We start from the raw sequence: 26819 nt of genomic DNA, 5'->3' as shown, positions 1-26819 counted from the left end.
CACCGTGCAAGCGCTCATTGGCGTTCCGCGATCTCGCGGCTGGCGTCCAAGTAACTCATCGCACCTCGCGAGCCGGGGTCGTAGTCGAGGATCGTCATGCCGTAGCCGGGCGCTTCCGACACCTTGACGCTGCGTGGGATCACGGTCCGCAGGACCTTGTCACCGAAGTGGGCGCGCACATCGTCGGCTACCTGATCCGCCAGCCGCGTGCGCCCGTCGTACATCGTCAGGATCACCGTGGTGACGTTGAGTTCCGGATTGAGGTGGGCCTTGACCATCTCGATGTTGCGCAACAGCTGACCCACACCCTCGAGGGCGTAGTACTCGCACTGAATAGGGATCAGCACCTCCGGCGCCGCGACGAGAGCGTTGATGGTGAGCAGCCCCAACGACGGGGGGCAGTCGATGAAGACGTAGTCGAAGTTGTGGTTCTTGAGACTGGCGAGCGCACCGCGCAGCCGCCCTTCGCGCGCCACCATGCTGACCAACTCGATCTCGGCACCGGCCAGATCGATGGTGGCCGGCAAGCAGTAGAGCCGCTCGCTGTGCGGGCTGCGCTGAAGGGCGGCCTCCAGCGGGATCTCGCCGATCAGTACTTCGTACGACGACGGTGTGCCCTCCCGGTGCTCCACCCCGAGCGCGGTGCTGGCATTGCCCTGCGGGTCGAGATCGATCACCAGAACTTGGAGCCCTTGCAGCGCGAGCGCAGCGGCGATGTTGACGGCCGTGGTCGTCTTCCCTACGCCGCCCTTCTGGTTCGCGATGGTGAAGACGCGTTGCCGTTGCGGACGCGGTAGCCCGCCTTTGGCGGCGGCGTGCAGCAGGCGCACGGCGCGTTCGGCTTCCGCCCCGATCGGCGTATCCACCGCGGGCGGATCCGGCCACGGTTCGGCCTGCGCGGGCGCGCCCTCCCATGTTTCACGTGAAACATGGGTTGGGTTCGTTTCACGTGAAACATCGCGGTGCGGCAGCGGGCCGGCATCCGGCCGCGTCGACGCCGGAACGGAACTCATACTCGGCTCCCGTCCCCCGGCCCCGGCCTGTGGTCGGCCGGACTCCGCCGGCGCGCCACGACGACGGTCGCGGGAGGATCCAAGACGTCCGCGCAGCATTTAATCACCCTCACATCGATGGCTCCCAGAGACGCCAGCACACGCCGGTGTTCCCGGGCCTCCTCTTCGGCACGCTCTCCTTTGATGGCCAACATCTCGCCACCCGGACGCAGCAGCGGCATGCTCCACTTCGCGACCTTGTCCAGTGACGCCACCGCCCTGGAGGCCACCGCGTCCACTTCCCCTACCTCTTCTCGCACGGTCCGCTCCTCTGCCCTGCCGCGTACCACCGTCACGTCGATCTCGAGTTCGTCGATGACCTCGCGAAGGAAATCGCTGCGGCGCAGCAGGGGTTCGATCAGCGTCACCCGAAGATCGGGGCGAGCCAACGCCAACGGTATCCCGGGCAGGCCCGCGCCACTACCGATGTCGGCAACCCGAGCGTTCCGGGGTAACAACTCGACGATCGCGGCGCTGTTGAGGAGGTGGCGATCCCACAGTCGGTCGACCTCGCGGGGCCCGATCAACCCGCGTTCGACGCCGGCGCCGGCCAAGATCGCAGCGTAGCGCCGTGCTCCGTCCAACCCGGGACCGAACAAGGTGTCGGCGGCTTGTGGCGCTGCCGACACCTCGTCATGTTTCACGTGAAACATCCTCCGGATCATCGCGGGGCCGACTGGTCCGCCGAGGCGAACTACACAGATGTAACTCTTGTCAGTCGGCAAGAATGACGACGCGGCGCGACGGCTCAACGCCCTCGCTCTCGCTGTGCACACCGTCGACCGCGGCGACCGCGTCGTGCACGATCTTGCGCTCGAACGGCGTCATCGGCGACAGCTCCTCGCGCTCGCCTGACTCCAACACCCGCCGCGCGACCTTGTCGCCCAATGCCGCCAACTCGTCGCGGCGGCGCCGGCGCCAGCGCGCGATGTCGAGCATCAGCCGGCTCCGTTCGCCGGTCTTCTGATGCACCGCCAGGCGCGTCAACTCCTGCAGCGCGTCAAGCGCCTCGCCCTTGCGGCCGACGAGCTTGTTGAGATCGCTGCCGCCGTCGATGCTCACGATGGCGCGGTCGCCCTCGACGTCCAGATCGATGTCGCCGTCGAAGTCCAGCAGATCCAACAACTCCTCGAGGTAGTCGCCGGCGATCTCGCCCTCGGCGACCAACCGCTCCTCGAGGTCCTCTGAACCTGTGCGCTCTTCGGCGACTTCGTCGCCGGCCAACTCCTCGCTGCGCTCGGTCGTATCAGCGTCGGTCATGTTTGTGTCTCTCCCTCATCTACGGTCTGCACCGGTCGTCTTCGGGTGCACCCGCAGCCACCCGGCCACAGGTACCCCAGCGCTTCTCACCGTGGGCCGGTCAGCGCTTACGTTTTTTGGGCCGTGCTCCCGGCCGCGGGGTCGCGCCCGGCCGCGGCGTTCGGCTGCCGGTGCCCGACGCGGTCTTGCCCGGGCTCGTCCCGGTCGCCTTGCCGTCGGACGATCCGTTCTCCGTCGCCTTGCCGTCCATCTCCACACCGTCGCTCGTCGTGATCTCGGCCGGTTCGGCGGCGGCCTTGGACTGCTTCTTGGGCTTGGCCCCGGGCGGTGGTGCGTTCTGTGCGCGGCGTTCCTTCGCCTCGAGCTTCTTCGCCTCTTCTTCTTTCTCGATCATTCCGAACACGTAGTGCTGCTGTCCGAACGTCCAGATGTTGTTGGCGAGCCAGTACATGATGATCGCCAGCGGCAGGAACGGGCCGCCGGCGACGACGCCGAGCGGGAAGACGTAGAGCGCCAGCTTGTTCATCATCGCCGTCTGTGGATTGGCCGCCGCCTCCGGACTTTGGCGGGCCACCGATGCGCGGCTGTTGAAGTACGTGGCGATGCCGGCCAGGATCATCATCGGCACGCCGACCCCGATGACCGCCACGCGGTTGAATTCGGTGAACGCCTCCAGGCCGTGCTGCTGGATCATCGTGGCACCCAGCGGCGCACCCAACAGGTTCGCATCCAGGAAGTGCCGGACGTCCTCGGCGCTGAACACGTAGTTGCCGAGCTGAGCGTTCTCCTCCACTGACAGCCCAAGCCGGCCGATGCCGGTCTGGGTCCGGTTGAAGGACATCAGCACGTGATAGAGCCCGAGGAACACCGGCAGCTGGGCGAGCATCGGCAGACAGCCGAGAATCGGATTGAAGCCGTGCTCGCGCTGGAGCTTCTGCATCTCCAACGCCATCCGCTGGCGATCTTTGCCGTACTTCTTCTGCAGCGCCTTGATCTGAGGCTGCAGTTCCTGCATCTGCCGCGTGGTGCGGATCTGCTTGACGAACGGCTTGTAGAGAATCGCGCGCAGGGTGAACACCAGGAACATCACCGACAGTCCCCAGGCGAAGAAGTTCGTCGGCCCGAGAATGAAGGCGAACGCCTTGTACCAGACCCACATGATCGCCGACACCGGGTAGTAGATGATGTCGAGGCTGAACCAGTTAAACACGCGTCTCGCTCTCTGCTCGCGATGTCTGGGTGCCCCACACATCGTCGGCTGCGTCCGGACCTATCCGGTGCTCGTCTGCGCCGGCGCACGAGTCATGCGCGTCGCCGCCACGTTCCGGTATCGGGTCCCATCCTCCCTTATGCCACGGCCCGCATTTCAGCAACCGCATCACCGCCAGCCATCCGCCCTTGACGACGCCGTACTCAGTGAGCGCGTCGACGGCGTACTGACTACAGGTGGGCATGAAGCGACAGGATGCCGGTCGCAGCGGAGACACCATGTGCCGGTACAGCTGGATCACGTAGATGAGAGCCCGCGCAATCGATCGCGTCATCGCGGCGCCCCGCTCTTCGGGAGCGCACGACCCAGCGCGGTCCGCAATTCTTGTTCGAGTCGTGCCGAGACTGCCGACCGGCTGCCGGGTAGTGCTCGGATCACCACACGGTCGGTCGGCTGAAGGTCGTCGATCACGGTGCGAGCCACGTGACGCAGCCGTCGGGCCACTCGGTGCCGTTCCACGGCGTTGCCCACGGATTTGGATACGACGAGTCCGATGCGGGGCCCGTCGTCGTCGACATCATGGCGCATGGTGTGCACGACAAGGTCGGGCTGCACCGCCCGCACCCCTTGATTGACCGTGGCACCGAACTCGGACGAACGCGTCATCCGGTACCGCGCCGGAAGCACTGCTAGATCCCGAGTCGGGTTACGCAGTCAGCTTGCGGCGACCCTTGGAACGCCGGCCCGACACGATGGCCCGGCCTGCCCGGGTACGCATCCGCAGGCGGAATCCGTGCACACGTGCCCGGCGCCGGTTGTTCGGCTGAAAAGTCCGCTTGCCCTTGGCCACGGCTGTCTCTCCTCGTTTCCGTCGGCATCAACGCCCACACCGGTACTCACGTCATGCCGGTGGAACGCGGTTGCCCGTTGGTAAGCTCGTCCGTCTCGCTTAGCCGGCGCGGTCTCCACAACATCTGGGTCGCAGCCGTGCCGCCACGTGCGGGCGACTGTTCGAGGGTACTGACGAGATTTCCCTAGGTCAAACCACCCTATCCCCCGCCATGACCGGTCTGAAAATCTTTACAAACGCCTCAGCCGTCACGACGTCGCCGCGCCGCGAAAGTAACCCACACGCAATGTTGCAGAACGGTTGGCACCCGCGAAGAAAACTGTTAGCTTCTGCCAGTGTCGTTTCGATAACGAAACGACGACAGACAACGAAGCGGGGATGCCCACCAAGTCGCGAGCCCACAGACCGCACCACTGCTGTGACGAGCCCCGGCCAGCGGCGTTCCAGCCCGTAGACAACCGAACGAAGACGACTGTCCTGTTTCCACAACCTGTGGATAACCATGTGGACAGTTCGTCATCGTTACTTTGGCCTTCCCTGAAACGGCCGCAAGGGGGTACGCATCATTGACTGCTGACCCCGATCCACCATTCGTGGCCGTATGGAACACGGTCGTGGCCGAGCTCAACGGCGACATCGAAGCGGTCGGAGTGGCGAACGGTGATGCGGGCCCGGTCCTCACCCCCCAGCAAAGGGCGTGGCTGAAGCTGGTCAAGCCGCTGGTCATCACCGAGGGATTTGCCCTCCTGTCGGTTCCGACACCTTTCGTTCAGAACGAGATCGAACGTCATCTCCGCGAGCCGATCATCAGCGCGCTGAGCCGACAACTCGGTCAACGAGTGGAACTCGGTGTCCGCATCGCCGCTCCGGAAAGCGACGAACCCGACGAGTCCCACAACGGGCTGGCCGCCTCGGTCGTCGACCTCGACGAAGACATCGACGAAGACCAGGCGGCACTGGCAAGCGCCGAGGAAAGCTGGCCCAGCTATTTCTCCAACCGGGTCCAGAATTCCGCGGACGAGGATTCCACCGCCGTCAACCTGAACCGCCGCTACACCTTCGACACCTTCGTCATCGGTGCGTCCAACAGATTTGCTCACGCCGCGTCGCTTGCCATCGCCGAGGCACCGGCCCGCGCCTACAACCCACTCTTCATCTGGGGTGAGTCCGGCCTCGGCAAAACGCATCTTCTACACGCCGCAGGAAACTACGCCCAGCGTCTCTTCCCCGGGATGCGAGTCAAGTACGTCTCGACTGAGGAATTCACCAACGACTTCATCAACTCGTTGCGCGACGATCGCAAGGCCTCGTTCAAGCGCAGCTACCGCGACATCGACGTGCTGCTGGTGGATGACATCCAGTTCATCGAGGGCAAGGAAGGTATCCAGGAGGAGTTCTTCCACACCTTCAACACCTTGCACAACGCCAACAAGCAGATCGTCATCTCCTCCGACCGGCCGCCCAAACAGCTGGCCACCCTCGAAGATCGCCTGCGCACCCGGTTCGAGTGGGGGCTGATCACCGACGTTCAGCCTCCTGAACTCGAAACCCGCATCGCGATTCTGCGCAAGAAGGCCCAGATGGACCGCCTCGATGTTCCCGGTGATGTCCTCGAGCTGATCGCCAGCAGCATCGAACGCAATATCCGCGAGCTCGAGGGTGCGCTCATTCGGGTCACCGCGTTCGCGTCGCTGAACAAGACGACGATCGACAAGTCACTGGCCGAGATCGTGCTGCGTGATCTGATCTCCGACGCGAGCACGATGCAGATCAGCACCGCCGCGATCATGGCCGCGACCGCCGAGTACTTCGAGACCACCGTCGAGGAACTGCGCGGTCCCGGTAAGACGCGGGCGCTCGCGCAGTCCCGACAGATCGCGATGTATTTGTGCCGCGAGCTCACCGACCTGTCTCTTCCGAAGATCGGCCAGGCGTTCGGACGTGACCACACGACCGTGATGTACGCCGAGAAGAAGATCCGCGGCGAGATGGCGGAACGTCGCGAGGTCTTCGATCACGTCAAGGAACTCACGACCCGGATCCGTCAACGCTCCAAGCGCTGACCCCTCGACTCCCCCTCACGCGCGACCAACCCGGTTGCTTTTCACCGAATCACCCATGCGCGCCGAAAATTTCTCCAAAAAACTTCCGCACCGTCGGTATCACTTGTCACAGGCCGGCGCTGTGCACACCGATGTGGACAACTTGGGATCAACCGCCGAATGACCGGCCGCTTGTTTCACAGCCGCGGCCGTTTCCACAGCCGCCGAACATTCACCTCCCAACGATCCACAGGTACCCCACAGCGATCCACCGCCGGCACGCAGCACCGACGCCCGTTCATCCCCAGCGTCCACAGGCCCTATTACTGTTGCTTGTATATCTACCTAGAAAGTTCTTAGAAGAAGCCTGCTGGGGAACACTTGAAATCCAGTTCTCCGAGCCGGTTCACCGAAGCCCATGTCGGCGCGATCGATTAGCTTTCAAGTTGGGGCCGAAAGCTCTACGGTGGTTCAGCGACAGCCGTTACGGTCGTCCCTACGCATCGTTTCGAGGCGTGTTGAGACACCAGGAAATCGCTGCTTAGCGCTTGTTGTGTTTTTGATCGAAGGGACTGTATGGACGTGGCGACAACAACCGTTGGTGTCACCGATTTGAAGTTCCGTCTGGTGCGTGAAGACTTCGCCGACGCCGTGGCTTGGGTAGCTCGTAATCTGCCGAACCGGCCGACGGTCCCGGTCCTGGCGGGTGTGCTGCTCACCGGTTCTGAAGACGGTTTGACGATCTCGGGATTCGACTACGAGGTATCGGCAGAAGTACAGGTGGCGGCTGAAATCGCTTCGCCTGGAAGCGTTTTGGTGTCGGGGCGGCTGTTGTCTGACATCACCCGGGCGCTGCCGGCCAAACCGGTGGATGTCAGCGTGGAGGGCACTCGGGTGTCATTGACCTGCGGAAGCGCAAGGTTCTCGCTGCCGACCATGGCGGTCGAGGATTACCCGACGTTGCCGACCCTGCCCGACGAGACCGGTGTCGTTTCGGCCGACCTGTTCGCCGAGGCGATCGGTCAGGTGGCTGTGGCGGCCGGGCGTGACGATACGTTGCCGATGCTCACCGGCATTCGCGTCGAGATTTCGGGCGAGAACGTCATTTTGGCGGCGACCGACCGGTTCCGGCTCGCGGTTCGGGAGCTGACGTGGTCGACAGCATCGGCCGACATGGAGGCCGCGGTGTTGGTTCCGGCCAAGACCTTGGCCGAAGCGGCCAAGGCCGGTGCCGACGGTTCGGATGTGCACCTGTCGTTGGGTTCGGGTGCCGAGGTCGGCAAGGAAGGCTTGCTGGGTATCCGCAGCAACGGCAAGCGCAGCACCACGCGCCTGCTCGACGCGGAGTTCCCGAAGTTCCGTCAGCTGCTCCCGACTGAGCACACCGCGATCGCGACGATCAATGTCGCCGAGCTCACCGAAGCCATCAAACGTGTGGCCCTGGTCGCCGATCGCGGCGCGCAGGTGCGGATGGAGTTCGCCGACGACGTGCTGCGGTTGTCCGCCGGCGCGGACGACGTCGGACGCGCGGAAGAGGATCTGCCCGTCACCTTCGCGGGTGAGCCGTTGACCATCGCGTTCAACCCGACGTATCTCACCGACGGGTTGAGTTCGTTGCACTCCGAACGCGTGACATTTGGTTTCACGACACCCAGCCGCCCCGCAGTGTTGCGTCCGGCGGGTGAAGATGACGGCAGCGTCGGCGACACGGGGCCGTTCCCCGCGGCGCAGACCGATTATGTCTACCTTCTGATGCCGGTCCGGCTTCCTGGCTGACCGGCCCGACGCCACGACGGGGGCGCACATGCAATTGGGTTTGGTCGGCCTGGGTAAAATGGGCTTCAACATGCGCGAACGCCTGCGCGAGGGCGGGCACGAGGTCATCGGCTTCGATCCGCGCCCGGAGGTCACCGACGTGCCGACGTTGGCGGCGCTCGCGGAAGCCCTCGACGCGCCGCGTGTGGTCTGGGTGATGGTGCCGTCCGGGCACATCACCGACGAGACCATCGTGTCGCTCGCCGACGTGTTGAGCCCCGGTGACCTGGTTATCGACGGCGGCAACTCCCGCTACACCGAGGACGGACCGCACGCGAAGCTGTTGGACGACAAGGGAATTGCGTTCATCGATGCCGGGGTGTCCGGGGGCATCTGGGGTTTGACCGAGGGCTACGGCCTCATGGTGGGCGGCAGCAAGGGAGACGTCGCGCGGGTCATGCCGATCTTCGAAACCCTGCGTCCGCCCGGAGACCGGGCCGACGGATTCGTCCATGCCGGGCCCGTCGGTGCAGGTCACTACGCCAAGATGGTCCACAACGGCATCGAATACGGGCTGATGATGGCCTACGCCGAAGGCTACGAACTGTTGGCCGCCGAGGAGCTGATCGAAGACACCCAGGCGGTCATTCAGGCGTGGACCAACGGCACGGTGGTGCGGTCGTGGCTGCAGCAGTTGCTGGCCAAGGCGCTGAAAGAAGATCCTAAATTCACGGATATCACCGGATACACCGAGGACTCCGGTGAAGGTCGCTGGACGGTGGAGGAAGCCATCAGCCACCGAGTGCCGATGCCGGTGATCGCGGCGTCGCTGTTCGCCCGGTTCGCTTCGCGCCAGGAAGATTCCCCCACCATGAAGGCAGTGTCGGCGCTGCGCAACCAGTTCGGCGGCCATGCCGTGCAGAGGATCAGCGAGTCTGGATAGTTGTACGTCAGAAACCTTGCGCTTACCGATTTCCGGTCCTGGGCACGGATCGAGATCGACCTCGATCCCGGCCGAACCGTATTCGTGGGGTCCAATGGTTTTGGCAAAACGAATCTGATTGAGGCGCTGTGGTATTCGTCGACATTGGGTTCACATCGGGTGGGCACCGACGCGCCGCTGATCCGGGCCGGCGCCCAACGCGCGGTGGTCTCGACGATCGTGGTGAACGACGGGCGTGAACTCGCAGTCGACCTGGAGATCAACCCGGGCCGTGCCAACAAAGCACGGCTGAACCGCTCCCCCGTTCGCAGCGCGCGCGAAATTCTGGGCGCCCTGCGGGCGGTGTTGTTCGCTCCCGAGGACCTTGCGTTGGTGCGCGGCGATCCGGGAGAACGACGGAGGTACCTCGACGAGCTGGCCACCACCCGGCGTCCGCGAGTCGCCGGTATCCGTGCCGATTACGACAAAGTCCTCAAACAGCGGACGGCGCTGTTGAAGTCAGCGGCCGGGGCGAGGTACCGGGGTGATCGCAGCGTGCTCGACACCCTGGATGTGTGGGACGGACACCTCGCCGCCCACGGTGCGCAACTCATCGCGGCGCGGGTCGATCTGGTGAACCAACTGGCGCCCGAGGTGGAGAAGGCCTATCAACTGTTGGCGCCCGCATCGCGGCCGGCGGCCATCCGGTACCGCAGCGGCGTGGAGGTCATCCAAAGCGAAGCCGACGCCGGAACCGGAAGCGCCGAATTGTTCGAAGCGGCCCTGCTCGACGACCTGGCCAGACGCCGCGACGCCGAACTGGAACGCGGCGTTTGTCTCGTGGGTCCGCACCGCGACGATCTGGAGTTGCGCCTCGGCGACCAACTCGCGAAAGGCTTTGCAAGCCATGGTGAATCGTGGTCAATGGCGTTGTCGCTGCGGCTGGCGGCGTACGAATTGTTGCGTGCGGAAGGCAGCGACCCGGTACTGCTCCTCGATGACGTCTTCGCCGAACTCGACACCGCGCGCAGGCAGGCGCTCGCCAACGTCGCGGCGTCCGCGGAACAGGTTTTGGTCACCGCGGCCGTCCACGAGGACATCCCGCAGGACTGGGATGCGACCAGGATCGAAATCGTCATGACCGACGACGACACCGGCCGGATTTCAGGAGTACGTGACAGAACCGGTGGGGACGGGAAATGACCGACGACGTGGAACCGCCTGCGCACCTGGCGCATCTAAAAGGTATGGATCTGGTCAGGCGGACCCTGGAGGAAGCTCGCGGCGCCGCCCGCAGTCAAGGGAAGGATGTCGGCCGCGGCCGCAGCACGCAGCCGCGCAAGAAGGTCGCGGGCACCAGTCGGCGACGGTGGTCGGGTCCGGGCCCGGATTCGCGCGACCCGCAGTTGCTCGGATCCCTCACCCGCGACCTCGCCCGCAACCGCGGCTGGTCGGATCGGGTGGCCGAAGGTGCGGTGTTCGGTCGTTGGTCGGCGGTCGTCGGTGAGCAGATCGCGGCCCACGCGACGCCGACGTCTCTTCAGGAGGGTGTGCTCACTGTTTCGGCGGAGTCGACGGCCTGGGCCACCCAGCTGAGAATGGTGCAGGCGCAACTCCTCGCGAAGATCGCGGCAGCAGTCGGCGACGGCGTGGTGAAATCGATGAAAATCGTCGGTCCGGTCGCTCCCTCCTGGCGCAAGGGGCGATATCACATCGCCGGGCGAGGACCCCGCGACACGTACGGATAGAAGCGATATTTCTGTTGCCTGAGAGCCGCCAGAACACAGAAAGCGACGTTCTCAAGCGTCATGAGGCACCTCGGAGCGAGAAATTCAGCAGACGGCGCAAATAGGTATGTGAAAACGCCGCCTCAGAGTCGGTCCCGACGGTAGTTGACGGTAGACTGGTCGAGGATCCGCGAGAGTCGTCATCTCTCGCTATGCAAACCCCAAGGAGACGCGTCCAACGTGGCTGCCCAGAAGAAGAGTGCACCGAAAGAATACGGTGCCGATTCGATCAAGGTTCTCGAAGGCTTGGAGGCGGTCCGCAAACGCCCCGGCATGTACATCGGCTCCACGGGTGAGCGCGGTTTGCACCACCTGGTCTGGGAGGTGGTGGACAACGCCGTCGACGAGGCGATGGCCGGCTTCGCGACCAAGGTCGATGTGCGGCTGCTCGAGAACGGCGGTGTGCAGGTCACCGACGACGGCCGAGGCATCCCCGTCGCCATGCACTCGACGGGCATCCCCACCGTCGATGTCGTCATGACGGTTCTGCACGCGGGCGGAAAGTTCGAAGAGGGCGCCTACCAGGTGTCCGGCGGTCTGCACGGGGTGGGTGTCTCCGTGGTGAACGCGTTGTCCACCCGGCTCGAGGCGGACATCTCGAAAGACGGCTACGAGTGGTTCCAGACCTACGACCGCTCGGTTCCGGGCAGCCTCAAGCAGGGTGAGAAGACGAAAAAAACCGGTACCACCATCCGGTTCTGGGCCGACCCCGACATCTTCGAGACCACCAGCTATGACTTCGAGACGATCGCGCGGCGGCTACAGGAAATGGCATTCCTGAACAAGGGACTGACCATCGAGTTGACCGATGAGCGGGTGACGGCCGAGGAGGTCGTCGACGAGGTCGTCAGCGACCAGGCCGAAGCGCCGAAGTCGGCGGAGGAAAAGGCCGCCGAGGCCGCCGCTCCCCACAAGGTCAAGCACCGCACCTTCCACTACCCCGGCGGTCTGGTCGATTTCGTCAAGCACATCAACCGGACGAAGTCCCCGATCCAGCAGAGCGTGATCGACTTCGAGGGCAAGGGTGTCGGCCACGAGGTCGAGATCGCGATGCAGTGGAACGCCGGCTACTCCGAGTCGGTGCACACGTTCGCCAACACCATCAACACCCACGAGGGTGGCACCCACGAAGAGGGTTTCCGTGCCGCGCTGACCTCCGTGGTCAACAAGTACGCCAAAGACAAGAAGCTGCTGAAGGACAAGGACCCCAACCTGACCGGCGACGACATCCGCGAAGGTCTTGCGGCGGTCATTTCGGTCAAGGTGGGCCAGCCGCAGTTCGAAGGTCAGACGAAGACCAAGCTCGGCAACACCGAAGTCAAGTCGTTCGTACAGAAGATCTGCAACGAGGAATTGCAGCATTGGTTCGACGCCAACCCGGCCGAAGCGAAAATTGTTGTGAATAAGGCGGTGTCGTCGGCCCAGGCGCGGATGGCGGCACGCAAGGCACGCGAGTTGGTGCGCCGCAAGAGCGCCACCGACATCGGCGGACTGCCCGGCAAGCTCGCGGACTGCCGTTCCACAGATCCGAAGAAGTCGGAACTGTATGTGGTGGAGGGTGATTCGGCGGGTGGCTCGGCCAAGAGCGGCCGCGACTCGATGTTCCAGGCGATTCTTCCGCTGCGCGGCAAGATCATCAACGTCGAGAAGGCGCGCATCGACCGCGTGCTGAAGAACACCGAAGTCCAGGCCATCATCACCGCGCTGGGCACCGGCATCCACGACGAGTTCGACATCGCCAAACTGCGCTATCACAAGATCGTGTTGATGGCCGACGCCGACGTCGACGGCCAGCACATCTCGACGCTGCTGCTGACGCTGCTGTTCCGGTTCATGAAGCCGCTGGTCGAAAACGGCCACATCTTCCTGGCGCAACCCCCGCTGTACAAGCTGAAATGGCAACGCAGCGAACCGGAATTCGCCTACTCCGACCGTGAGCGCGACGGGCTGCTCGAGGCCGGCAAGAAGGCGGGCAAGCGGATCAACGTCGATGACGGCATCCAGCGTTACAAGGGTCTGGGTGAGATGGACGCCAAGGAGTTGTGGGAAACCACGATGGACCCGTCGGTGCGCGTGCTGCGCCAGGTGACCCTCGACGACGCAGCGGCCGCCGATGAGCTGTTCTCGATTCTGATGGGCGAGGACGTCGAAGCGCGCCGCAGCTTCATCACGCGGAACGCGAAAGATGTTCGCTTCCTAGATGTTTGATTCGCGACGTATCGAAAAATAGGGCTGAAAAAACATGACTGATACCACGTTGCCGCCAGGCGATGCAGCAGGCGACCGCATCGAGCCGGTCGACATCCAGCAGGAGATGCAGCGCAGCTACATCGACTACGCGATGAGCGTGATCGTCGGCCGCGCACTGCCCGAGGTCCGCGACGGCCTCAAGCCGGTGCACCGCCGCGTGCTGTACGCGATGTTCGACTCGGGCTTCCGGCCGGACCGCGGCCATGCGAAGTCGGCCCGATCGGTCGCCGAGACGATGGGTAACTACCACCCCCACGGCGACTCGTCGATCTACGACACCCTGGTCCGGATGGCACAGCCGTGGTCGCTGCGGTACCCGCTGGTGGACGGTCAGGGCAACTTCGGCTCGCCGGGCAATGACCCACCGGCCGCCATGCGCTACACGGAAGCGCGTCTGACGCCGCTGGCGATGGAGATGCTGCGCGAAATCGACGAGGAGACGGTCGATTTCATCCCAAACTACGACGGCCGTGTCCAAGAGCCGACGGTTCTGCCGAGCCGGTTCCCCAACCTGCTTGCCAACGGCTCGGGCGGCATCGCCGTCGGTATGGCCACCAACATGCCCCCGCACAACCTGCGCGAGCTCGGCGAGGCAGTGTTCTGGTGCCTGGAGAACTTCGAAGCCGACGAAGAAGCCACCCTCGAGGCGGTCTGCGAACGCGTCAAGGGTCCCGACTTCCCCACCTACGGCCTCATCGTCGGATCGCAGGGCATCTCCGACACGTACCGGACCGGCCGGGGGTCGGTTCGCATGCGCGGAGTCTGCGAGATCGAAGAAGACAGCAGGGGACGCACCGGGATCGTCATCACCGAGCTGCCGTATCAGGTCAACCACGACAACTTCATCACCTCGATCGCCGAGCAGGTGCGCGACGGCAAGCTGGCCGGTATCTCGAACATCGAGGACCAGTCCAGCGACCGCGTCGGGCTGCGAATTGTGGTGGAGCTCAAGCGAGATGCCGTCGCGAAGGTCGTGCTGAACAACCTCTACAAGCACACCCAGCTGCAGACCAGCTTCGGCGCCAACATGCTGTCCATCGTCGACGGCGTGCCGCGCACGTTGCGCCTCGATCAGCTGATCCGTCACTACGTCAACCATCAGCTCGACGTGATCGTGCGGCGCACCACCTACCGGTTGCGCAAGGCCAACGAGCGGGCCCACATTCTGCGCGGTTTGGTCAAAGCGCTCGACGCGCTCGACGAGGTCATCGCATTGATCCGCGCGTCGGAGACCGTCGAGGTCGCGCGGGCAGGCCTGATCGAGCTGCTCGACATCGACGAGATCCAGTCGCAGGCCATTCTCGATATGCAGCTGCGCCGCTTGGCGGCCCTTGAGCGTCAACGCATCGTCGACGACCTGCAGAAGATCGAGGCCGAGATCGCCGACCTCGAGGACATCCTGGCCAAGCCGGAGCGCCAACGCGCCATCGTGCGCGACGAGCTCAAGGAACTTGTCGACAAGTTCGGCGACGATCGTCGCACCCGCATCATCGCCGCCGACGGTGACGTCGCCGACGAGGATCTGATCGCCCGCGAAGAGGTCGTCGTCACGATCACCGAAACCGGCTACGCCAAGCGGACCAAGTCCGACCTCTACCGCAGCCAGAAGCGCGGCGGCAAGGGTGTGCAGGGCGCGGGGCTGAAGCAGGACGACATCGTCAACCACTTCTTCGTCTGCTCCACGCACGACTGGATCCTGTTCTTCACCACTCAGGGCCGGGTGTATCGCGCGAAGGCGTACGACCTGCCCGAGGCGTCGCGTACGGCGCGCGGCCAGCACGTCGCCAACCTGCTGGCATTCCAGCCGGAGGAGCGCATCGCGCAGGTCATCCAGATCAAGACGTACGAGGATGCGCCGTATCTGGTGCTGGCGACGCGTAACGGTCTGGTGAAGAAGTCCAAGCTCACCGACTTCGACTCCAACCGCACCGGCGGCATCGTCGCGGTCAACCTGCGTGACGGTGACGAGTTGGTTGGCGCGGTGCTGTGCTCGGCGGACGAGGACCTGCTGCTGGTCTCCGCCAAGGGGCAGTCGATCCGCTTCTCAGCAACCGATGAGGCACTGCGTCCGATGGGCCGCGCCACCTCCGGTGTGCAGGGAATGCGGTTCAACACCGACGACGAGCTGCTGTCGCTGAATGTCGTGCGCGACGACACGTATCTGCTGGTCGCGACCGCCGGCGGATACGCCAAGCGCACCGCCATCGAGGAGTACCCGGTCCAGGGTCGCGGTGGCAAAGGGGTGTTGACGATTCAGTTCGACAAGCGACGTGGCAGTCTGGTCGGAGCGTTGATCGTCGATGACGACACAGAGTTGTACGCCATCACCTCGGGTGGGGGTGTCATCCGGACGGCGGCTCGCCAGGTGCGCAAGGCCGGGCGGCAGACCAAGGGCGTTCGGTTGATGAACCTGGGTGCGGGCACGACACTGATAGCCATCGCGCGCAACGCGGAGGAAGGCGACAGTACCGACGAGGTGAACACCGACGTCGGCGAGTAGCTCATCAGGCGTGACCTGTAGTGGCCAGTTAGGAGCCGTAGGTGACTTCACCGAACGAGCCCGGGTATCCCCGCGCGACTGACGGGGGTGGGAACGGCTCCGGCACGGGTCCCGATGGCGGCTCGGTGAGCGGACCGGCGCCGCGGGGTCCGGTGACCAGTGGATCCGGGCCGGAACGTATCTCCGACGCGGCCGACGTCCCGCCCTGGCAGCGCGGCCGGCAAGCCGGCCCGACGAACCGGGGTCCCGATGCCCCGGGACGGCCGGACTCGCCGGCCCCCGGTCCAGATGCACCGCGTCGCGGCAATGGCGGCGCGACGGGCCAGACCGCCGGGATCGACGCGCGGCTGAACCGGTTCCTGGCCGGCGGCTCGTCGACAGCGCCCCAGGAGGCCGACGCGTCGGGCTGGGCAGACCCGCCCGAGCCGACGCCGCGACCCGAGCCGACCTCGCGACCCGAGCCGACGCCCCGTCCGGAACCCGCGCCCCGACCCGAGCCGACGCCCCGTCCGGAGCCCGCGCCCCGGCCGGAAGCCCCCCGTCCCGAGCAGCCGCGTCCCGAGCAATACGCCAGTGAGATTCCCGATCTGTCGGGTGCGGCGCCGCGGTCGGGACCGCGCAAGCCCGGCAGTCCGGAACGTCCAGAGCGGCCGGGGCAGGAGCCTGCGGGCCGTCCCGCTCGCCCAGGCGGGCGGCTTCAGGCGGCGGCCAGTCGCCATCAGGGTCCGGTGCGCGCCAGCATGCAGATCCGCCGGGTGGACCCGTGGAGTGTGCTGAAGGTCTCCGCGGTCTTGTCGGTCGCGCTGTTCTTCGTGTGGATGATCGCGGTCGCGTTCCTGTACCTGGTACTCGGCGGCATGGGTGTGTGGAGCAAGCTGAACAGCAACGTCGGCGACCTGCTGACCAGTGCGAGCGGTAGCTCCGGCGGCGAGCTCGTCTCCAGCGGAACGATATTCGGCGGCGCCGCATTGATCGGGTTGGTCAACATCGTGCTGCTGACGGCGATGGCCACCATCGGTGCCTTCATCTACAACCTGACCACCGACATCGTCGGCGGTGTGGAAGTCACCCTCGCCGACAGGGACTGACCGCCGATCTTCGTTGAGTCTGCGCCCATGGCGTAGCAGTCGGCGAGTCGACGTCCCTCAGCGCAGGGTCGACCCCTCGCGTGCGGCTCCTCGCGTTCGCGGTTTGGGCGGGAGCTTACGATTGCGGTAGTCTCGTCGCTCGGCCGTACCGGCACAAACGGGGCTATAGCTCAGGCGGTTAGAGCGCTTCGCTGATAACGAAGAGGTCGGAGGTTCGAGTCCTCCTAGCCCCACGGAAAGGTTCACACCATGAGGGTTGTGGTGCTGCTCGCCACGGCGGTCGCCGCGGTTGTCGCCGTGGCGATCTGGCGGTCACGGCACGGCGTGGAGGTGTGGCACGCGGCGGCCGACGTGCCGGCCTGAAGTTTCCCCGAGGGGCCTTAGCTCAGTTGGTAGAGCGCTGCCTTTGCAAGGCAGATGTCAGGAGTTCGAATCTCCTAGGCTCCACTCAGACTGCCGATACCCCACGCGCACAACCGGTTAAGGCCTGGGCGTGACCGGCACACTCGGCTGCAGCGTCGGCGGCTCCTCCGTTGGTGGACGCCGCAGGATCGAGAACGCCACCGCTCCCCCGGCCAGTACCCCCACCCCGAGCACGGCGAGCAGCACGGGGCGCCGACGACGACGGCCGCGCGCCTTTTGCAGCGCCTCCGGCAGGTTGGCCACCACCTCCTGGGCGGCGGCGAGTTCGGACGCGATGGTGTCCTGAGCGGCCGCCAGCTCTTGTCGGAGCTGATCCTTGAGCCGGCTGCGGCGATAGACGTCGCCGATCCACGCGGCCGAGTGCTGCGCTCCGTCTACGCCTAGACCCAACGCTCCCCTGGTGACGTCGACCGGACCCACCGCCGAATACTTGAGGCCGCGGGACAACCGCTGCCCGGGGGTCAGGCGGATCTCGGTCTTCGCGCGCATGGTGCACCTCTCTGGCGGCCTGAACGGGAGTCGTTACCAGACTGCCATGCAGCGCTACCCAGCGGTGCCCGTTGAGCGTTCATGGCGGCGTGGCACACTGGCATCCCGTGACGAGCCCCATACAGACAGCGACCGCGACGCTGCACACCAACCGTGGTGACATCAAAATCGCGCTGTTCGGAAATCACGCACCCAAGACCGTCGCCAACTTCGTGGGACTGGCGCAGGGCACCAAGGACTACAGCACCGGTAACGCCTCAGGCGGATCGTCGGGACCGTTCTACGACGGCATGGTCTTCCACCGGGTCATCGACGGGTTCATGATCCAGGGCGGCGATCCGGAGGGCAGCGGCCGCGGCGGCCCGGGCTACGAGTTCGCCGACGAGTTTCACCCCGAGTTGCAGTTCGACAAGCCGTACCTGCTCGCCATGGCGAACCGGGGCCCGGGGACCAACGGCTCGCAGTTCTTCATCACGGTCGGCAAGACGCCGCACCTGAACCGCAAGCACACCATCTTTGGTGAGGTCGTGGATGCGGAGTCGCAGAAGGTGGTCGACGCGATCGCGACGACAGCCACGGATCAGCGCGACCGGCCGACCGATCCAGTGGTCGTCGAGTCCATCACCATCGCCTGAGCGTCAGGAGCCGGCGAAGCCGGCCGCTGTCAGTGCGTCCAGCACGTGCAGCGGGTCGGTGCCCAGGTCCCACCGGGTGAACACGAGTAGCCGGTCATCGACCGTGTCGATCTCCAGCAGCCGCGTTTTACGCCCGATGCGGCGGAACTCCGTGATCCGGATCAGCTTAATATCGGCCTGCCGCAGCTCGGTTTCACCCATTAGACCGCGGGTAACGAGGGCGCCATTTTTGATTGCCAGCTTGGGCCGCGCCCGCCACGACAAGCTTGCAAACACAATTAACCCGACCGCGGCAATGCCGACTAGGACACGTCCAGGAGGGTCTGTGATCAGCGTCACAGCGCCCACAGCCAAGATAAGGCCGCCTACGCCAAGGGCTGCGATGCCGAGCGTGGGCGGACTCCACTCAGTTTGCTGCACGACGCGCTAACACCCTTTTACCGTGGCTAATGAAGTTATCCACAAGTGCTATCCCCAATGGGGATGAATAACAACCGTGTGATCTGGTGGCCGGAAGGTTGCTAAACGGGTAACGCGCGGAAGCGTGGATGAATTCATACCGCTTGTTGTATTGCTCAGCGCCAGCGCATCGTGAGCAACAGCCCACTGATCATGAAGGCAAACGCGATCGCGTAGTTCCACGGGCCGAGATCCGCCAGGAAGGGAATCGCGGAGGACGCCAACTGGAACACCAGCAGCCACGCCAGCCCGATCAGCATCAGGCCGACGAAAAACACGACGAACCAGGTGCTCGACGGTCCGGCCTTGACCTTGACCGGGGTCCGGCTCACCGGCTTGATCGTGAAGTCGTTCTTCTTGCGAACCTTGGACTTGGGCATGCGTACCTTCGGGACAGACGGCGTCACACGGTGCGACGATGTACCTAGCCTATCGCAGGCACCACCTCCAGGAGACACGCCAATGGCGCCCAGGTCGAAGTCCGTATGGCGGTTCGGCGTGCCCGTGGTCTGCCTGTTGGCCGGGCTTCTGCTGGCTGCGACGCACAATGTGTCCGACGGCGGCGAGATCAGACGCAGCGACGCGCCCCGGTTGGTCGACCTGGTGCGCGAGGCACAACAGTCGGTGGATCGGCTGGCCGCAGAACGTGACTCGCTGGCTAACACCCTCGACTCCCATCACGGCGGCTCGCCGGGGGCAGACGCAGCATTGGCCGCCATCACCAAGCGGTCTGCCCAGCTGGCCGTCGAGGCCGGCCTGGAACCGATGCGCGGCCCCGGCCTGGTGGTGACGCTGAACGACGCGCAGCGCGACGCTGAGGGCCGTTTCCCCCGCGACGCAACCCCAGACGACCTCGTGGTGCACCAGCAGGACATCGACGCCGTGCTCAATGCGCTGTGGAGCGCAGGGGCCGAGGGCATCCAGATGCAGGACCAGCGGATCATCGGCACCTCGGCGCCGCGCTGTGTGGGCAACACGCTGCTCCTCAACGGACGGACCTACAGCCCGCCGTACGTCGTCACCGCGATCGGCGACGCGGAAGTCATGCAGGCCGCACTGGCCGCCGCACCGTTGGTCACGCTGTACCGGCAGTACGTGGTCCGGTTCGGGCTCGGCTACACCGAGGAGCCCCGGACGCAGGTCGAGCTGGTGGGTTACCGCGAGCCGGTGCGGATGAAGTTCGCCAAGCCCGCGGGACCCGTCGGCTACTGACCCGGAGAAAGACCGGTAACCTGGCCTTATGCGTGTCCTCGTCGTCGACAACTACGACAGCTTCGTGTTCAACCTCGTCCAGTATCTGGGCCAGCTCGGGGTGAACGCCGAAGTCTGGCGCAACGACGACGACCGCCTGGGCACCGAGGACGACATCGCCGATGTGGCGGCGACGTTCGACGGGGTGCTCCTCTCCCCCGGCCCCGGTACCCCCGAACGCGCGGGCGCGTCGATCCCCCTCGTGAAGGCCTGCGCGGCGGCCGCGACGCCGCTGCTCGGCGTGTGCCTGGGTCACCAGGCCATCGGCGTGGCGTTCGGTGGCACCGTCGACCGTGCGCCCGAACTGCTGCATGGCAAGACCAGCACGGTGCACCACTCCAATAGCGGTGTGCTGCAAGGTCTTCCGGATCCGTTCACCGCCACGCGCTATCACTCGCTGACCATTCTCCCCGAGACGATGCCGGCCGAACTCGAAGTGATCGCCCGCACCGAGGGTGGCGTCGTCATGGGCGTGCGACACGTCGAATTGCCCATTCACGGTGTGCAATTCCACCCCGAGTCGATCCTGACCGAGGGCGGGCACCGCATGCTGGCCAACTGGTTGGGCTACTGCGGCGCCGCGCCGGCCGAGACCCTCGTCAGTCGGCTGGAGGACGAAGTTGCGACCGCGGTCGCCGCGGCTACGACGCGAAGCTCAGCGTGATCCGGCTGTCGTAGTTCACACCGGTCCCGGCTGACGGGCTCTGAGTCACCACCGCGTTGGTGCGCTGACCGCTGTTCTGCACGTCGCCGCCACGGTCCAGCACGCCCGTCCAGCCGAGGGCACGCAGTCGCGGCTCGGCGTCGGTCCAGAACTGGCCTCGGAGGTCCGGCATGATGAACTGGTTACCCCGCGAGACCTGTACCTGGATCACCGTATCGACCGGAACGGTTTGTCCCGCAGGCGGATTGGTTCCGATCGATTGACCGGCCGGAAGGGTGCTGTCCACCTGCACCGGGACGGTAGTGGTGAAGCCCGACGCGGTGAGGATCTGTACAGCGCTCTCCTGCGATTGGTCTTTCACGTCAGGGACGGGACGCGTCTCGGGGCCCGCGCCCAGCACGATCGTGATCTCGTTGGTGATCGCCGACGTCTGGTTGACCGGCGGATTGGTGCCGAGCACCTTGTCCTTCATCTCCGGTGTCGACGGCGACGACGACGGCCGGAAGTTCTCGAAGCCGGCGTCGGCGAGCTTCTCGACGGCGTCGTCGTAGCTGAGGTTCCTGACGTCGGGGATCTCACGCTGCTCGGGGCCGGTGGACACATTGATGGTGATCTCGTCACCGGCGTCGACCGACGCGTTGGCGGCCGGGTCGGTGCCGATGACGTGGTCGGGAGGCACGTTGGAATCGGGCTTCTGCAGCGAACGAGTTCTGAACCCGCGGTTCTGCAGCTCGGCGATCGCGTCGGCCGACACCTTGCCGCTCACGTCGGGCACCTGGACGGCGCGTGTGCTGCCGCCGAAGGTGTTGATCGCCAGCGTCACCAGCACCGTCAGCACGGCGAGCACCGCCACCGCGATCAGCCAGCGGCCGACCGAACCGCGCCGCTCCCGCTCGATGTACCGGGGCTGCGCTCGACCGACGGTGTCGATTTGCTCGGTCTGGTGGTCGCCCGGCGCGGCCGACATCAGCGAGCTGCGCTCGGCGTCGGTGAACACCTTGGGTGCGTCGGGTTGCTCTCCGCTGTGCACTTTCACCAGATCGGTGCGCATCTCCGCCGCCGTCTGATACCGGTTGTCAGGGTTTTTTGCGAGGGCCTTGAGGACGACGGCATCCAGCTCGGGGGAGATGCCTTCGTGGCGCTGCGAGGGGGGCACCGGGTCCTCGCGGACGTGTTGATAGGCCACGGCAACCGGTGAATCACCGACGAAAGGTGGTTCGCCAGTGAGGATTTCGTACAGGACGCAGCCCAGTGAGTAGACGTCGGAACGGGCGTCGACCTTCTCGCCGCGCGCCTGCTCGGGGGACAGGTACTGCGCGGTGCCGATCACGGCGGCGGTCTGGGTGACATTGTTGGCGTCGGCGAGCGCGCGTGCGATGCCGAAGTCCATCACCTTCACCGCGCCGGTGTTGCTGATCATGATGTTCGCGGGTTTGACGTCGCGGTGGATGATCCCGTGCTGGTGGCTGAAGTTCAGCGCCTGGCACGCATCGGCGATCACCTCGATGGCCCGGCGCGGCTCCATCGGCCCCTCGGTGTGGACGATGTCGCGCAGCGTGACGCCCTCGACATACTCCATCACGATGTAGGGCAGCGGGCCGTTGGGCGTCTCCGCCTCACCGGTGTCGTAGACCGCGACGATGGCGGGGTGGTTCAGCGCGGCGGCGTTCTGCGCCTCCCGTCGGAATCGGAGGTAGAAGCTCGGATCGCGGGCGAGATCTGCGCGCAGCACCTTGACGGCGACGTCGCGGTGCAACCGCTGATCGCGCGCCAAATGGACTTCGGACATGCCGCCGAAGCCCAGGATGTCGCCGAGTTCGTACCGGTCGGACAGGTGTTGCGGGGTTGTCATTGCAATGTCTGTTCTGGCGTCGATGAGGACCGTGTGCCCTGCGGCTCGGTGGGCGGACGCGTCACCTGCACCGTTGCCGGGGACGCGATCGCATTGAGTCGGGTTACCCCGAATTCTGCCCCACCATCACCCCCACCTGCCTGCCCGGGCCGTTCCGGCATCGCTGTCGGCGAGAAGGGCGTGGTCTCGGTGATCGTGTCGGTGATCGTCGGCTGCGGTGTCTGCTCCTGGTCCTTGCGGTCCTGAGCGTTGAGCACGATCAGAATCGCGATGACGATGGCCAGGGCACCGAGCACACCGGCCGCCCACAGCAGCGCTCGCTGGCCCGAGGAGAACGTGCCGCGAGACGGCGCTGGGGGAGGGCGATGACTTCCGGTGGCCGGACGGGGCCGGGCGGCGGTGGCGGGGGAGCGGGTGGTCAGATCCGCGGCGGCGCGAGCCTGGGCAGCCGAGGGCACGGCCGCGGGGGTGGCCCGGCCGAGTGTCGGCGCCTGGTTCGGCCGCGGGGGACGTCGGCCCGAGCGGACGGCGGCGACCGCGTCGGCGAACAGCCCGCCGGAGCGATACCGCATACCCGGATTCTTGACCAGGGTGATCTCGATCAGCTCGCGTACGTTGGGCGGCAGGTCGGCGGGCAGTGGCGGAGGCGTCTCCTTGATGTGCTTCATCGCGACGGTCAGCGCACCGTCTCCGGTGAAGGGCCGCTTGCCCGAAACAGACTCGTAGCCAACGACTCCCAGTGAGTACACGTCGCTGGCCGCGGTGGCGTCATGGCCGAGCGCCTGCTCGGGGGCGATGTACTGGGCGGTGCCCATCACCATCCCGGTCTGGGTGACCGGGGCGGCGTCGACGGCCTTCGCGATGCCGAAGTCGGTGAGTTTCACCTGACCGGTCGGCGTGATCAGGATGTTGCCCGGTTTGACGTCACGATGTACCAGCCCCGCGGTGTGGGCGACCTGCAGCGCCCGGCCGGTCTGCTCGAGCATGTCCAGCGCATGGCGCAGCGAGAGCCGGCCGGTGCGCTTGAGCACCGAGTTCAGCGGCTCGCCGTTGACGAGTTCCATCACCAGGTAGGCGGTGCGGCCCTCACCGTCCATGTCGGTTTCGCCGTAGTCGTACACACTGGCGATACCGGGGTGGTTGAGCATCGCCACGGTGCGCGCCTCGGCGCGGAACCGTTCGACGAACTCCGCGTCCTCGGAGTACTCGGCCTTGAGCACCTTGACCGCGACACGGCGGCCCAGCCGGGAGTCGATACCTTCCCAGACCTGGCCCATGCCGCCGGTGGCGATGAGCCGCTGCAGCCGGTAGCGGCCGGACAGCGTCACTCCAACTCTCGGGCTCATATCTCGCCTCCGGCTCGGGAGCTCATGTTCCCTCCCGCAGAGCTGCGGCGATGGTGGCCCGCCCAATCGGCGCGGCCAGCGTCCCTCCGGTGGCGGACAAGCGGTCGCCCCCGTCCTCGACCAGCACGGCGACGGCGACCTTGGGTGCCTGCGCCGGGGCGAATGCGATGTACCAGGCATGCGGTGGGGTGTTGCGCGGATCGGTACCGTGCTCCGCCGTGCCGGTCTTCGAAGCGATCTGCACGCCGGCGATGGCTCCCTTCTGCTGCGTGACCTGCTCAGCGGCGACCATCAGATCCGTCAGTGTATCGGCGACCTCCTGCGACACCGCTCGCCGCTCTTCCTGCGGCGCCGCCGACCCGATATTGCCAAGGTCGGGTCCCTTAAGGCTATCGACCAGGTACGGACGCATCGTCACCCCGTCGTTCGCGATGGTCGCGGCCACCAACGCGTTCTGCAACGGCGTCACCGCGACGTCCTTCTGCCCGATGCTCGACATGCCCAGCGCGGCGTCGTCGGGAATCGGTCCCACGGTCGACTCGACGACCTGCAGCGGGATCATCGAGGGAGGGGTGTCCATTCCGAAGGACTGCGCCGCGGATCGCACGGCATCCCTTCCCGCGTCCAAGCCGAGCTCGACGAATGCCGTGTTGCACGACTTCGCAAATGCCTGACGCAGCGTGGTCGTCGGGCCAGGACCACAAGTGGAGCCGTCGAAGTTCTCCAGGGTTGCGGTGCTGTCCGGCAACGGGATTCGCGCCGCGGTCGTCACCTGGGTGTTCTCGTTCGCACCGCTTTCGAGCGCGGCCGCGGTAGTGATGACCTTGAATGTCGAGCCGGGCGGGTAGGTTTCGGAGATCGCGCGGTTCAGCAGCGGTGCATCGGGATCGTCGCGCAGCCGCTGCCAGGCGGCCGACTGCTCCTCCAGATTGTGGGTGGCCAGCAGATTGGGATCGTAGGACGGCGACGACACCATTGCCAGGATCTTGCCGGTGGACGGCTCGAGTGCCACCACCGAGCCCTTGCACGGGCCGCCGCAGCCGTCCTTCATCGCGTCCCAGGCCGCTTGTTGCACTTGGGGTTTGATGGTGGTGTCGACATTCCCGCCACGCGGGTCACGACCGGTGAAGAAGTCGGCGAGCCGCCGCCCGAACAGGCGTTGATCCGACCCGTTGAGGACGGTGTCCTCGGCGCGCTCGAGTCCGGTGCTCGAGTACTGCAGTGAGTAGAACCCGGTGACGGGCGCATACGCGTACGGATTGGGATACACGCGAAGGAAGCGGAACCGGCCGTTGGTCGACACCGAATACGCCAGCAGCTGACCGCCCGCCGAGATCTGGCCGCGCTGACGCGAGTACTCGTCGAGCAACACCCGCTGATTGCGCGGATCCGACCGCAGGCCGTCCGCGGTGAACACCTGGGTGAGCGTGGCATTGGCCAGCAGGAGCACGACGAGGACCATGACCGAGACGGCGATGCGGCGCAGTGAGGTGTTCATACCTTCTCGATCACCTCGGTGCTCACCGCCGCGATCGGGGTCGCGGACTGCGGGCTGGTGACGATGGGGCGCCGCGCGGAGTGGGATATCCGGACCAGGATCGCCAGCAGCAGGTAGTTGGCCAGCAGTGACGAGCCGCCGTAGGACATCCACGGTGTGGTGAGACCGGTCAACGGGATCAGCTTCGTCACGCCGCCCACGACGATGAACAGCTGGATCGCCAGCGTCGACGCCAACCCGGCGGCCAGCAGCTTGCCGAAGCTGTCGCGCACCGCGATCGCCGTGCGAAGGCCACGGATGATCACGATCGTGTACAGCATCAGGACGGCTGCCAGGCCGACCAGACCGAGTTCCTCACCGATGGCTGCGATGATGAAGTCGGTCGACGCGGCGGGCACCGTGCCGGGCTGCCCGTTGCCCAGGCCGGTACCGAAAATCCCGCCCGTGGCGAAGCTGAACATCGACTGCACCATCTGGTAGCCGGCGCCATCGGGGTCGGCGAACGGATCCAGCCAGTTTTGCACGCGAACCTGGACGTGACCGAAAAGGTGATATGCCGCAACGCTTCCCGCGGCGAACAGTCCCAGGCCGATGACCACCCAGCTGAGCCGGTCGGTTGCGATGTAAACCATCACCAAGAACGACGCGTACAGCAGCAGCGAGGTGCCGAGGTCCTTCTCGAAGATCATCACGCCGATCGACGCGATCCATGCCGCCAGCAGCGGAGCGAGGTCGCGGGGCCGGGGCAGGTCCATGCCGAGGAAGTGCTTGCCGGCGCTGGTGAACACGCTGCGCTTGGACACCAGGACCGAGGCGAAGAAGACGAGCAGCAGGATCTTCGAGAACTCGGCCGGCTGAATGGAGAAGCCCGGCAACCGAATCCAGATCTTCGCGCCATTCTGCTCGGACATCGAGCTGGGCAGGACCGCCGGAATGATCAGCAGAACCAGGCCGGTGAGCCCACACACGTAGCCGTAGCGCGCGAGGATGCGGTGGTCCCGCAGGAAGATCACGACGAGCGAGAAGCCGATGACTCCGACGAGGGTCCACAGCATCTGCTGGTCGGCGGTGCCGCCGAGGCCCTGCTGGATGAGCACGCCCTCGGCGAGGTCCAGACGGTGAATCATCACCAGCCCCAACCCATTCAGCAGCGCGACGACAGGAAGCAGCAGCGGGTCGGCGTACGGCGCGAACCGTCGTATCGCGAGATGCGCGCCTGCGAAGAGCGCCAGATACGCGACGACGTACTGGGCCAGGTCCCAACGCAGGCCCTGTTCCTGATTGGCCTCGACGAGCAGCAGCGCGACCGTGGTGATGACCGCGGCGAAGCCGAGCAGGAACAGCTCGGCGTTGCGCCTGTTCGGAAGCGGGGGAGTGACGGCCACCGGTGACTGCGGCTGGGTGGTCATGACAATTCCCGGCAGTCCGTCCCGGGTACCTGCGGTGGCGGGGGGAGTGCGGTGACGGTCGGAGACGGAGGGGGTGG

The 26819-nt window shown here is 65.6% G+C and carries 25 protein-coding genes and 2 tRNA genes; 13 read left to right on the top strand and 14 right to left on the bottom strand.

Annotated elements, in window-relative coordinates:
- Positions 1-14 precede the first annotated feature (14 nt).
- The 7 genes from BST47_RS28105 to rpmH form a co-directional block, all read right to left on the bottom strand.
- Complete coding sequence (locus BST47_RS28105; RefSeq protein WP_083129107.1) at positions 15-1013, bottom strand: ParA family protein; 999 nt, start codon at positions 1011-1013, stop codon at positions 15-17.
- The gene (gene rsmG / locus BST47_RS28100) at positions 1010-1696 is read right to left on the bottom strand and encodes a 16S rRNA (guanine(527)-N(7))-methyltransferase RsmG (protein WP_083129126.1); all 687 of its coding nucleotides are present in this window, start codon (positions 1694-1696) and stop codon (positions 1010-1012) included. Before rsmG ends, BST47_RS28105 begins: the two co-directional genes overlap by 4 nt.
- A gap of 70 nt (positions 1697-1766) precedes the next feature.
- A complete protein-coding gene (locus BST47_RS28095) occupies positions 1767-2312 on the bottom strand; it encodes a Jag family protein (RefSeq protein WP_083129106.1) in 546 nt (181 codons plus the stop codon).
- Between the two features lie 100 nt (positions 2313-2412).
- Positions 2413-3522 (bottom strand): membrane protein insertase YidC, encoded by a 1110-nt coding sequence (gene yidC, locus BST47_RS28090; RefSeq protein WP_083129105.1) that lies wholly within the window; start codon positions 3520-3522, stop codon positions 2413-2415.
- Entirely contained in the window at positions 3515-3856 is a 342-nt protein-coding gene (yidD, locus tag BST47_RS28085) for a membrane protein insertion efficiency factor YidD (RefSeq protein ID WP_083129104.1), read from the bottom strand. Before yidD ends, yidC begins: the two co-directional genes overlap by 8 nt.
- A complete protein-coding gene (rnpA, locus tag BST47_RS28080) occupies positions 3853-4209 on the bottom strand; it encodes a ribonuclease P protein component (RefSeq protein ID WP_083129103.1) in 357 nt (118 codons plus the stop codon). The genes yidD and rnpA overlap by 4 nt, the downstream gene beginning before the upstream one ends.
- Positions 4210-4228: 19 nt before the next feature.
- Positions 4229-4372, bottom strand: a complete 144-nt coding sequence (gene rpmH, locus BST47_RS28075) for a 50S ribosomal protein L34 (protein WP_083129102.1) — start codon at positions 4370-4372, stop codon at positions 4229-4231.
- A 566-nt stretch (positions 4373-4938) separates the two neighbouring features.
- Here rpmH and dnaA point away from each other — a divergent pair.
- The 10 genes from dnaA to BST47_RS28025 all read left to right on the top strand — a co-directional run bounded on the left by dnaA (position 4939) and on the right by BST47_RS28025 (position 17163).
- Complete coding sequence (gene dnaA / locus BST47_RS28070; RefSeq protein ID WP_083129101.1) at positions 4939-6435, top strand: chromosomal replication initiator protein DnaA; 1497 nt, start codon at positions 4939-4941, stop codon at positions 6433-6435.
- Between the two features lie 561 nt (positions 6436-6996).
- The gene (dnaN, locus tag BST47_RS28065; protein WP_207568718.1) at positions 6997-8190 is read left to right on the top strand and encodes a DNA polymerase III subunit beta; all 1194 of its coding nucleotides are present in this window, start codon (positions 6997-6999) and stop codon (positions 8188-8190) included.
- A 28-nt stretch (positions 8191-8218) separates the two neighbouring features.
- Complete coding sequence (gene gnd, locus BST47_RS28060) at positions 8219-9112, top strand: phosphogluconate dehydrogenase (NAD(+)-dependent, decarboxylating) (protein ID WP_083129099.1); 894 nt, start codon at positions 8219-8221, stop codon at positions 9110-9112.
- Positions 9113-10294 (top strand): DNA replication/repair protein RecF, encoded by a 1182-nt coding sequence (gene recF / locus BST47_RS28055; RefSeq protein ID WP_083129098.1) that lies wholly within the window; start codon positions 9113-9115, stop codon positions 10292-10294.
- On the top strand, positions 10291-10839 hold the full coding sequence (locus BST47_RS28050) for a DUF721 family protein (protein ID WP_083129097.1): 549 nt from the start codon (positions 10291-10293) through the stop codon (positions 10837-10839). The genes recF and BST47_RS28050 overlap by 4 nt, the downstream gene beginning before the upstream one ends.
- Before the next feature lie 219 nt (positions 10840-11058).
- Positions 11059-13086, top strand: coding sequence for a DNA topoisomerase (ATP-hydrolyzing) subunit B (gene gyrB, locus BST47_RS28045; RefSeq protein WP_083129096.1), 2028 nt, complete (start codon positions 11059-11061; stop codon positions 13084-13086).
- 34 nt (positions 13087-13120) lie between these two features.
- Positions 13121-15628 (top strand): DNA gyrase subunit A, encoded by a 2508-nt coding sequence (gene gyrA / locus BST47_RS28040; RefSeq protein ID WP_083129095.1) that lies wholly within the window; start codon positions 13121-13123, stop codon positions 15626-15628.
- Between the two features lie 41 nt (positions 15629-15669).
- Positions 15670-16716, top strand: a complete 1047-nt coding sequence (locus BST47_RS28035; protein ID WP_083129094.1) for a DUF3566 domain-containing protein — start codon at positions 15670-15672, stop codon at positions 16714-16716.
- A gap of 159 nt (positions 16717-16875) precedes the next feature.
- Positions 16876-16949: transfer RNA gene (locus BST47_RS28030), tRNA-Ile, on the top strand.
- A gap of 141 nt (positions 16950-17090) precedes the next feature.
- Positions 17091-17163 (top strand) — tRNA-Ala (locus BST47_RS28025).
- Between the two features lie 33 nt (positions 17164-17196).
- On the opposite strand, the gene cwsA is transcribed toward BST47_RS28025, so the two are convergent.
- Positions 17197-17628: a cell wall synthesis protein CwsA gene (cwsA, locus tag BST47_RS28020; RefSeq protein WP_083129093.1), complete on the bottom strand. Its 432-nt coding sequence runs from the start codon at positions 17626-17628 to the stop codon at positions 17197-17199.
- Positions 17629-17735: 107 nt separating this feature from the next.
- Between cwsA and BST47_RS28015 the strand changes: the two genes are divergently transcribed.
- A complete protein-coding gene (locus BST47_RS28015; protein ID WP_083129125.1) occupies positions 17736-18263 on the top strand; it encodes a peptidylprolyl isomerase in 528 nt (175 codons plus the stop codon).
- A 3-nt stretch (positions 18264-18266) separates the two neighbouring features.
- Here the strand turns inward: BST47_RS28015 and BST47_RS28010 are convergent, their stop codons facing one another.
- Both BST47_RS28010 and crgA read right to left on the bottom strand, forming a co-directional pair.
- Complete coding sequence (locus BST47_RS28010; protein ID WP_083129092.1) at positions 18267-18683, bottom strand: PH domain-containing protein; 417 nt, start codon at positions 18681-18683, stop codon at positions 18267-18269.
- A 155-nt stretch (positions 18684-18838) separates the two neighbouring features.
- Positions 18839-19102 (bottom strand): cell division protein CrgA, encoded by a 264-nt coding sequence (gene crgA / locus BST47_RS28005; protein ID WP_083129091.1) that lies wholly within the window; start codon positions 19100-19102, stop codon positions 18839-18841.
- Positions 19103-19184: 82 nt separating this feature from the next.
- On the opposite strand from crgA, the gene BST47_RS28000 reads away from it, so the two are divergent.
- Positions 19185-19934 carry a DUF881 domain-containing protein gene (locus BST47_RS28000; RefSeq protein ID WP_083129090.1) on the top strand — a complete coding sequence of 250 codons (750 nt, stop codon included), beginning with the start codon at positions 19185-19187 and terminating at the stop codon, positions 19932-19934.
- Positions 19935-19962: 28 nt separating this feature from the next.
- The gene (locus tag BST47_RS27995) at positions 19963-20637 is read left to right on the top strand and encodes an aminodeoxychorismate/anthranilate synthase component II (protein ID WP_083129089.1); all 675 of its coding nucleotides are present in this window, start codon (positions 19963-19965) and stop codon (positions 20635-20637) included.
- Here BST47_RS27995 and pknB read toward each other — a convergent pair.
- From pknB to BST47_RS27975, 4 genes are read right to left on the bottom strand one after another with little or no spacing between them, the layout of a single operon-like run.
- Entirely contained in the window at positions 20615-22489 is a 1875-nt protein-coding gene (gene pknB / locus BST47_RS27990; RefSeq protein ID WP_083129088.1) for a Stk1 family PASTA domain-containing Ser/Thr kinase, read from the bottom strand. The genes BST47_RS27995 and pknB overlap by 23 nt on opposite strands.
- Positions 22486-23835 (bottom strand): protein kinase domain-containing protein, encoded by a 1350-nt coding sequence (locus BST47_RS27985; RefSeq protein ID WP_083129087.1) that lies wholly within the window; start codon positions 23833-23835, stop codon positions 22486-22488. Before BST47_RS27985 ends, pknB begins: the two co-directional genes overlap by 4 nt.
- Before the next feature lie 22 nt (positions 23836-23857).
- A complete protein-coding gene (gene pbpA, locus BST47_RS27980; RefSeq protein WP_083129086.1) occupies positions 23858-25333 on the bottom strand; it encodes a D,D-transpeptidase PbpA in 1476 nt (491 codons plus the stop codon).
- Positions 25330-26742 carry a peptidoglycan glycosyltransferase RodA gene (locus tag BST47_RS27975; RefSeq protein WP_083129085.1) on the bottom strand — a complete coding sequence of 471 codons (1413 nt, stop codon included), beginning with the start codon at positions 26740-26742 and terminating at the stop codon, positions 25330-25332. Before BST47_RS27975 ends, pbpA begins: the two co-directional genes overlap by 4 nt.
- Positions 26743-26819: the final 77 nt, after the last annotated feature.

It is taken from the genome of Mycolicibacterium tusciae (assembly GCF_002086795.1).
Lineage (GTDB): Bacteria > Actinomycetota > Actinomycetes > Mycobacteriales > Mycobacteriaceae > Mycobacterium > Mycobacterium tusciae.
Note: the sequence above shows the minus strand (reverse complement) of the source record. Positions and strands in the feature narration are given on the sequence as shown.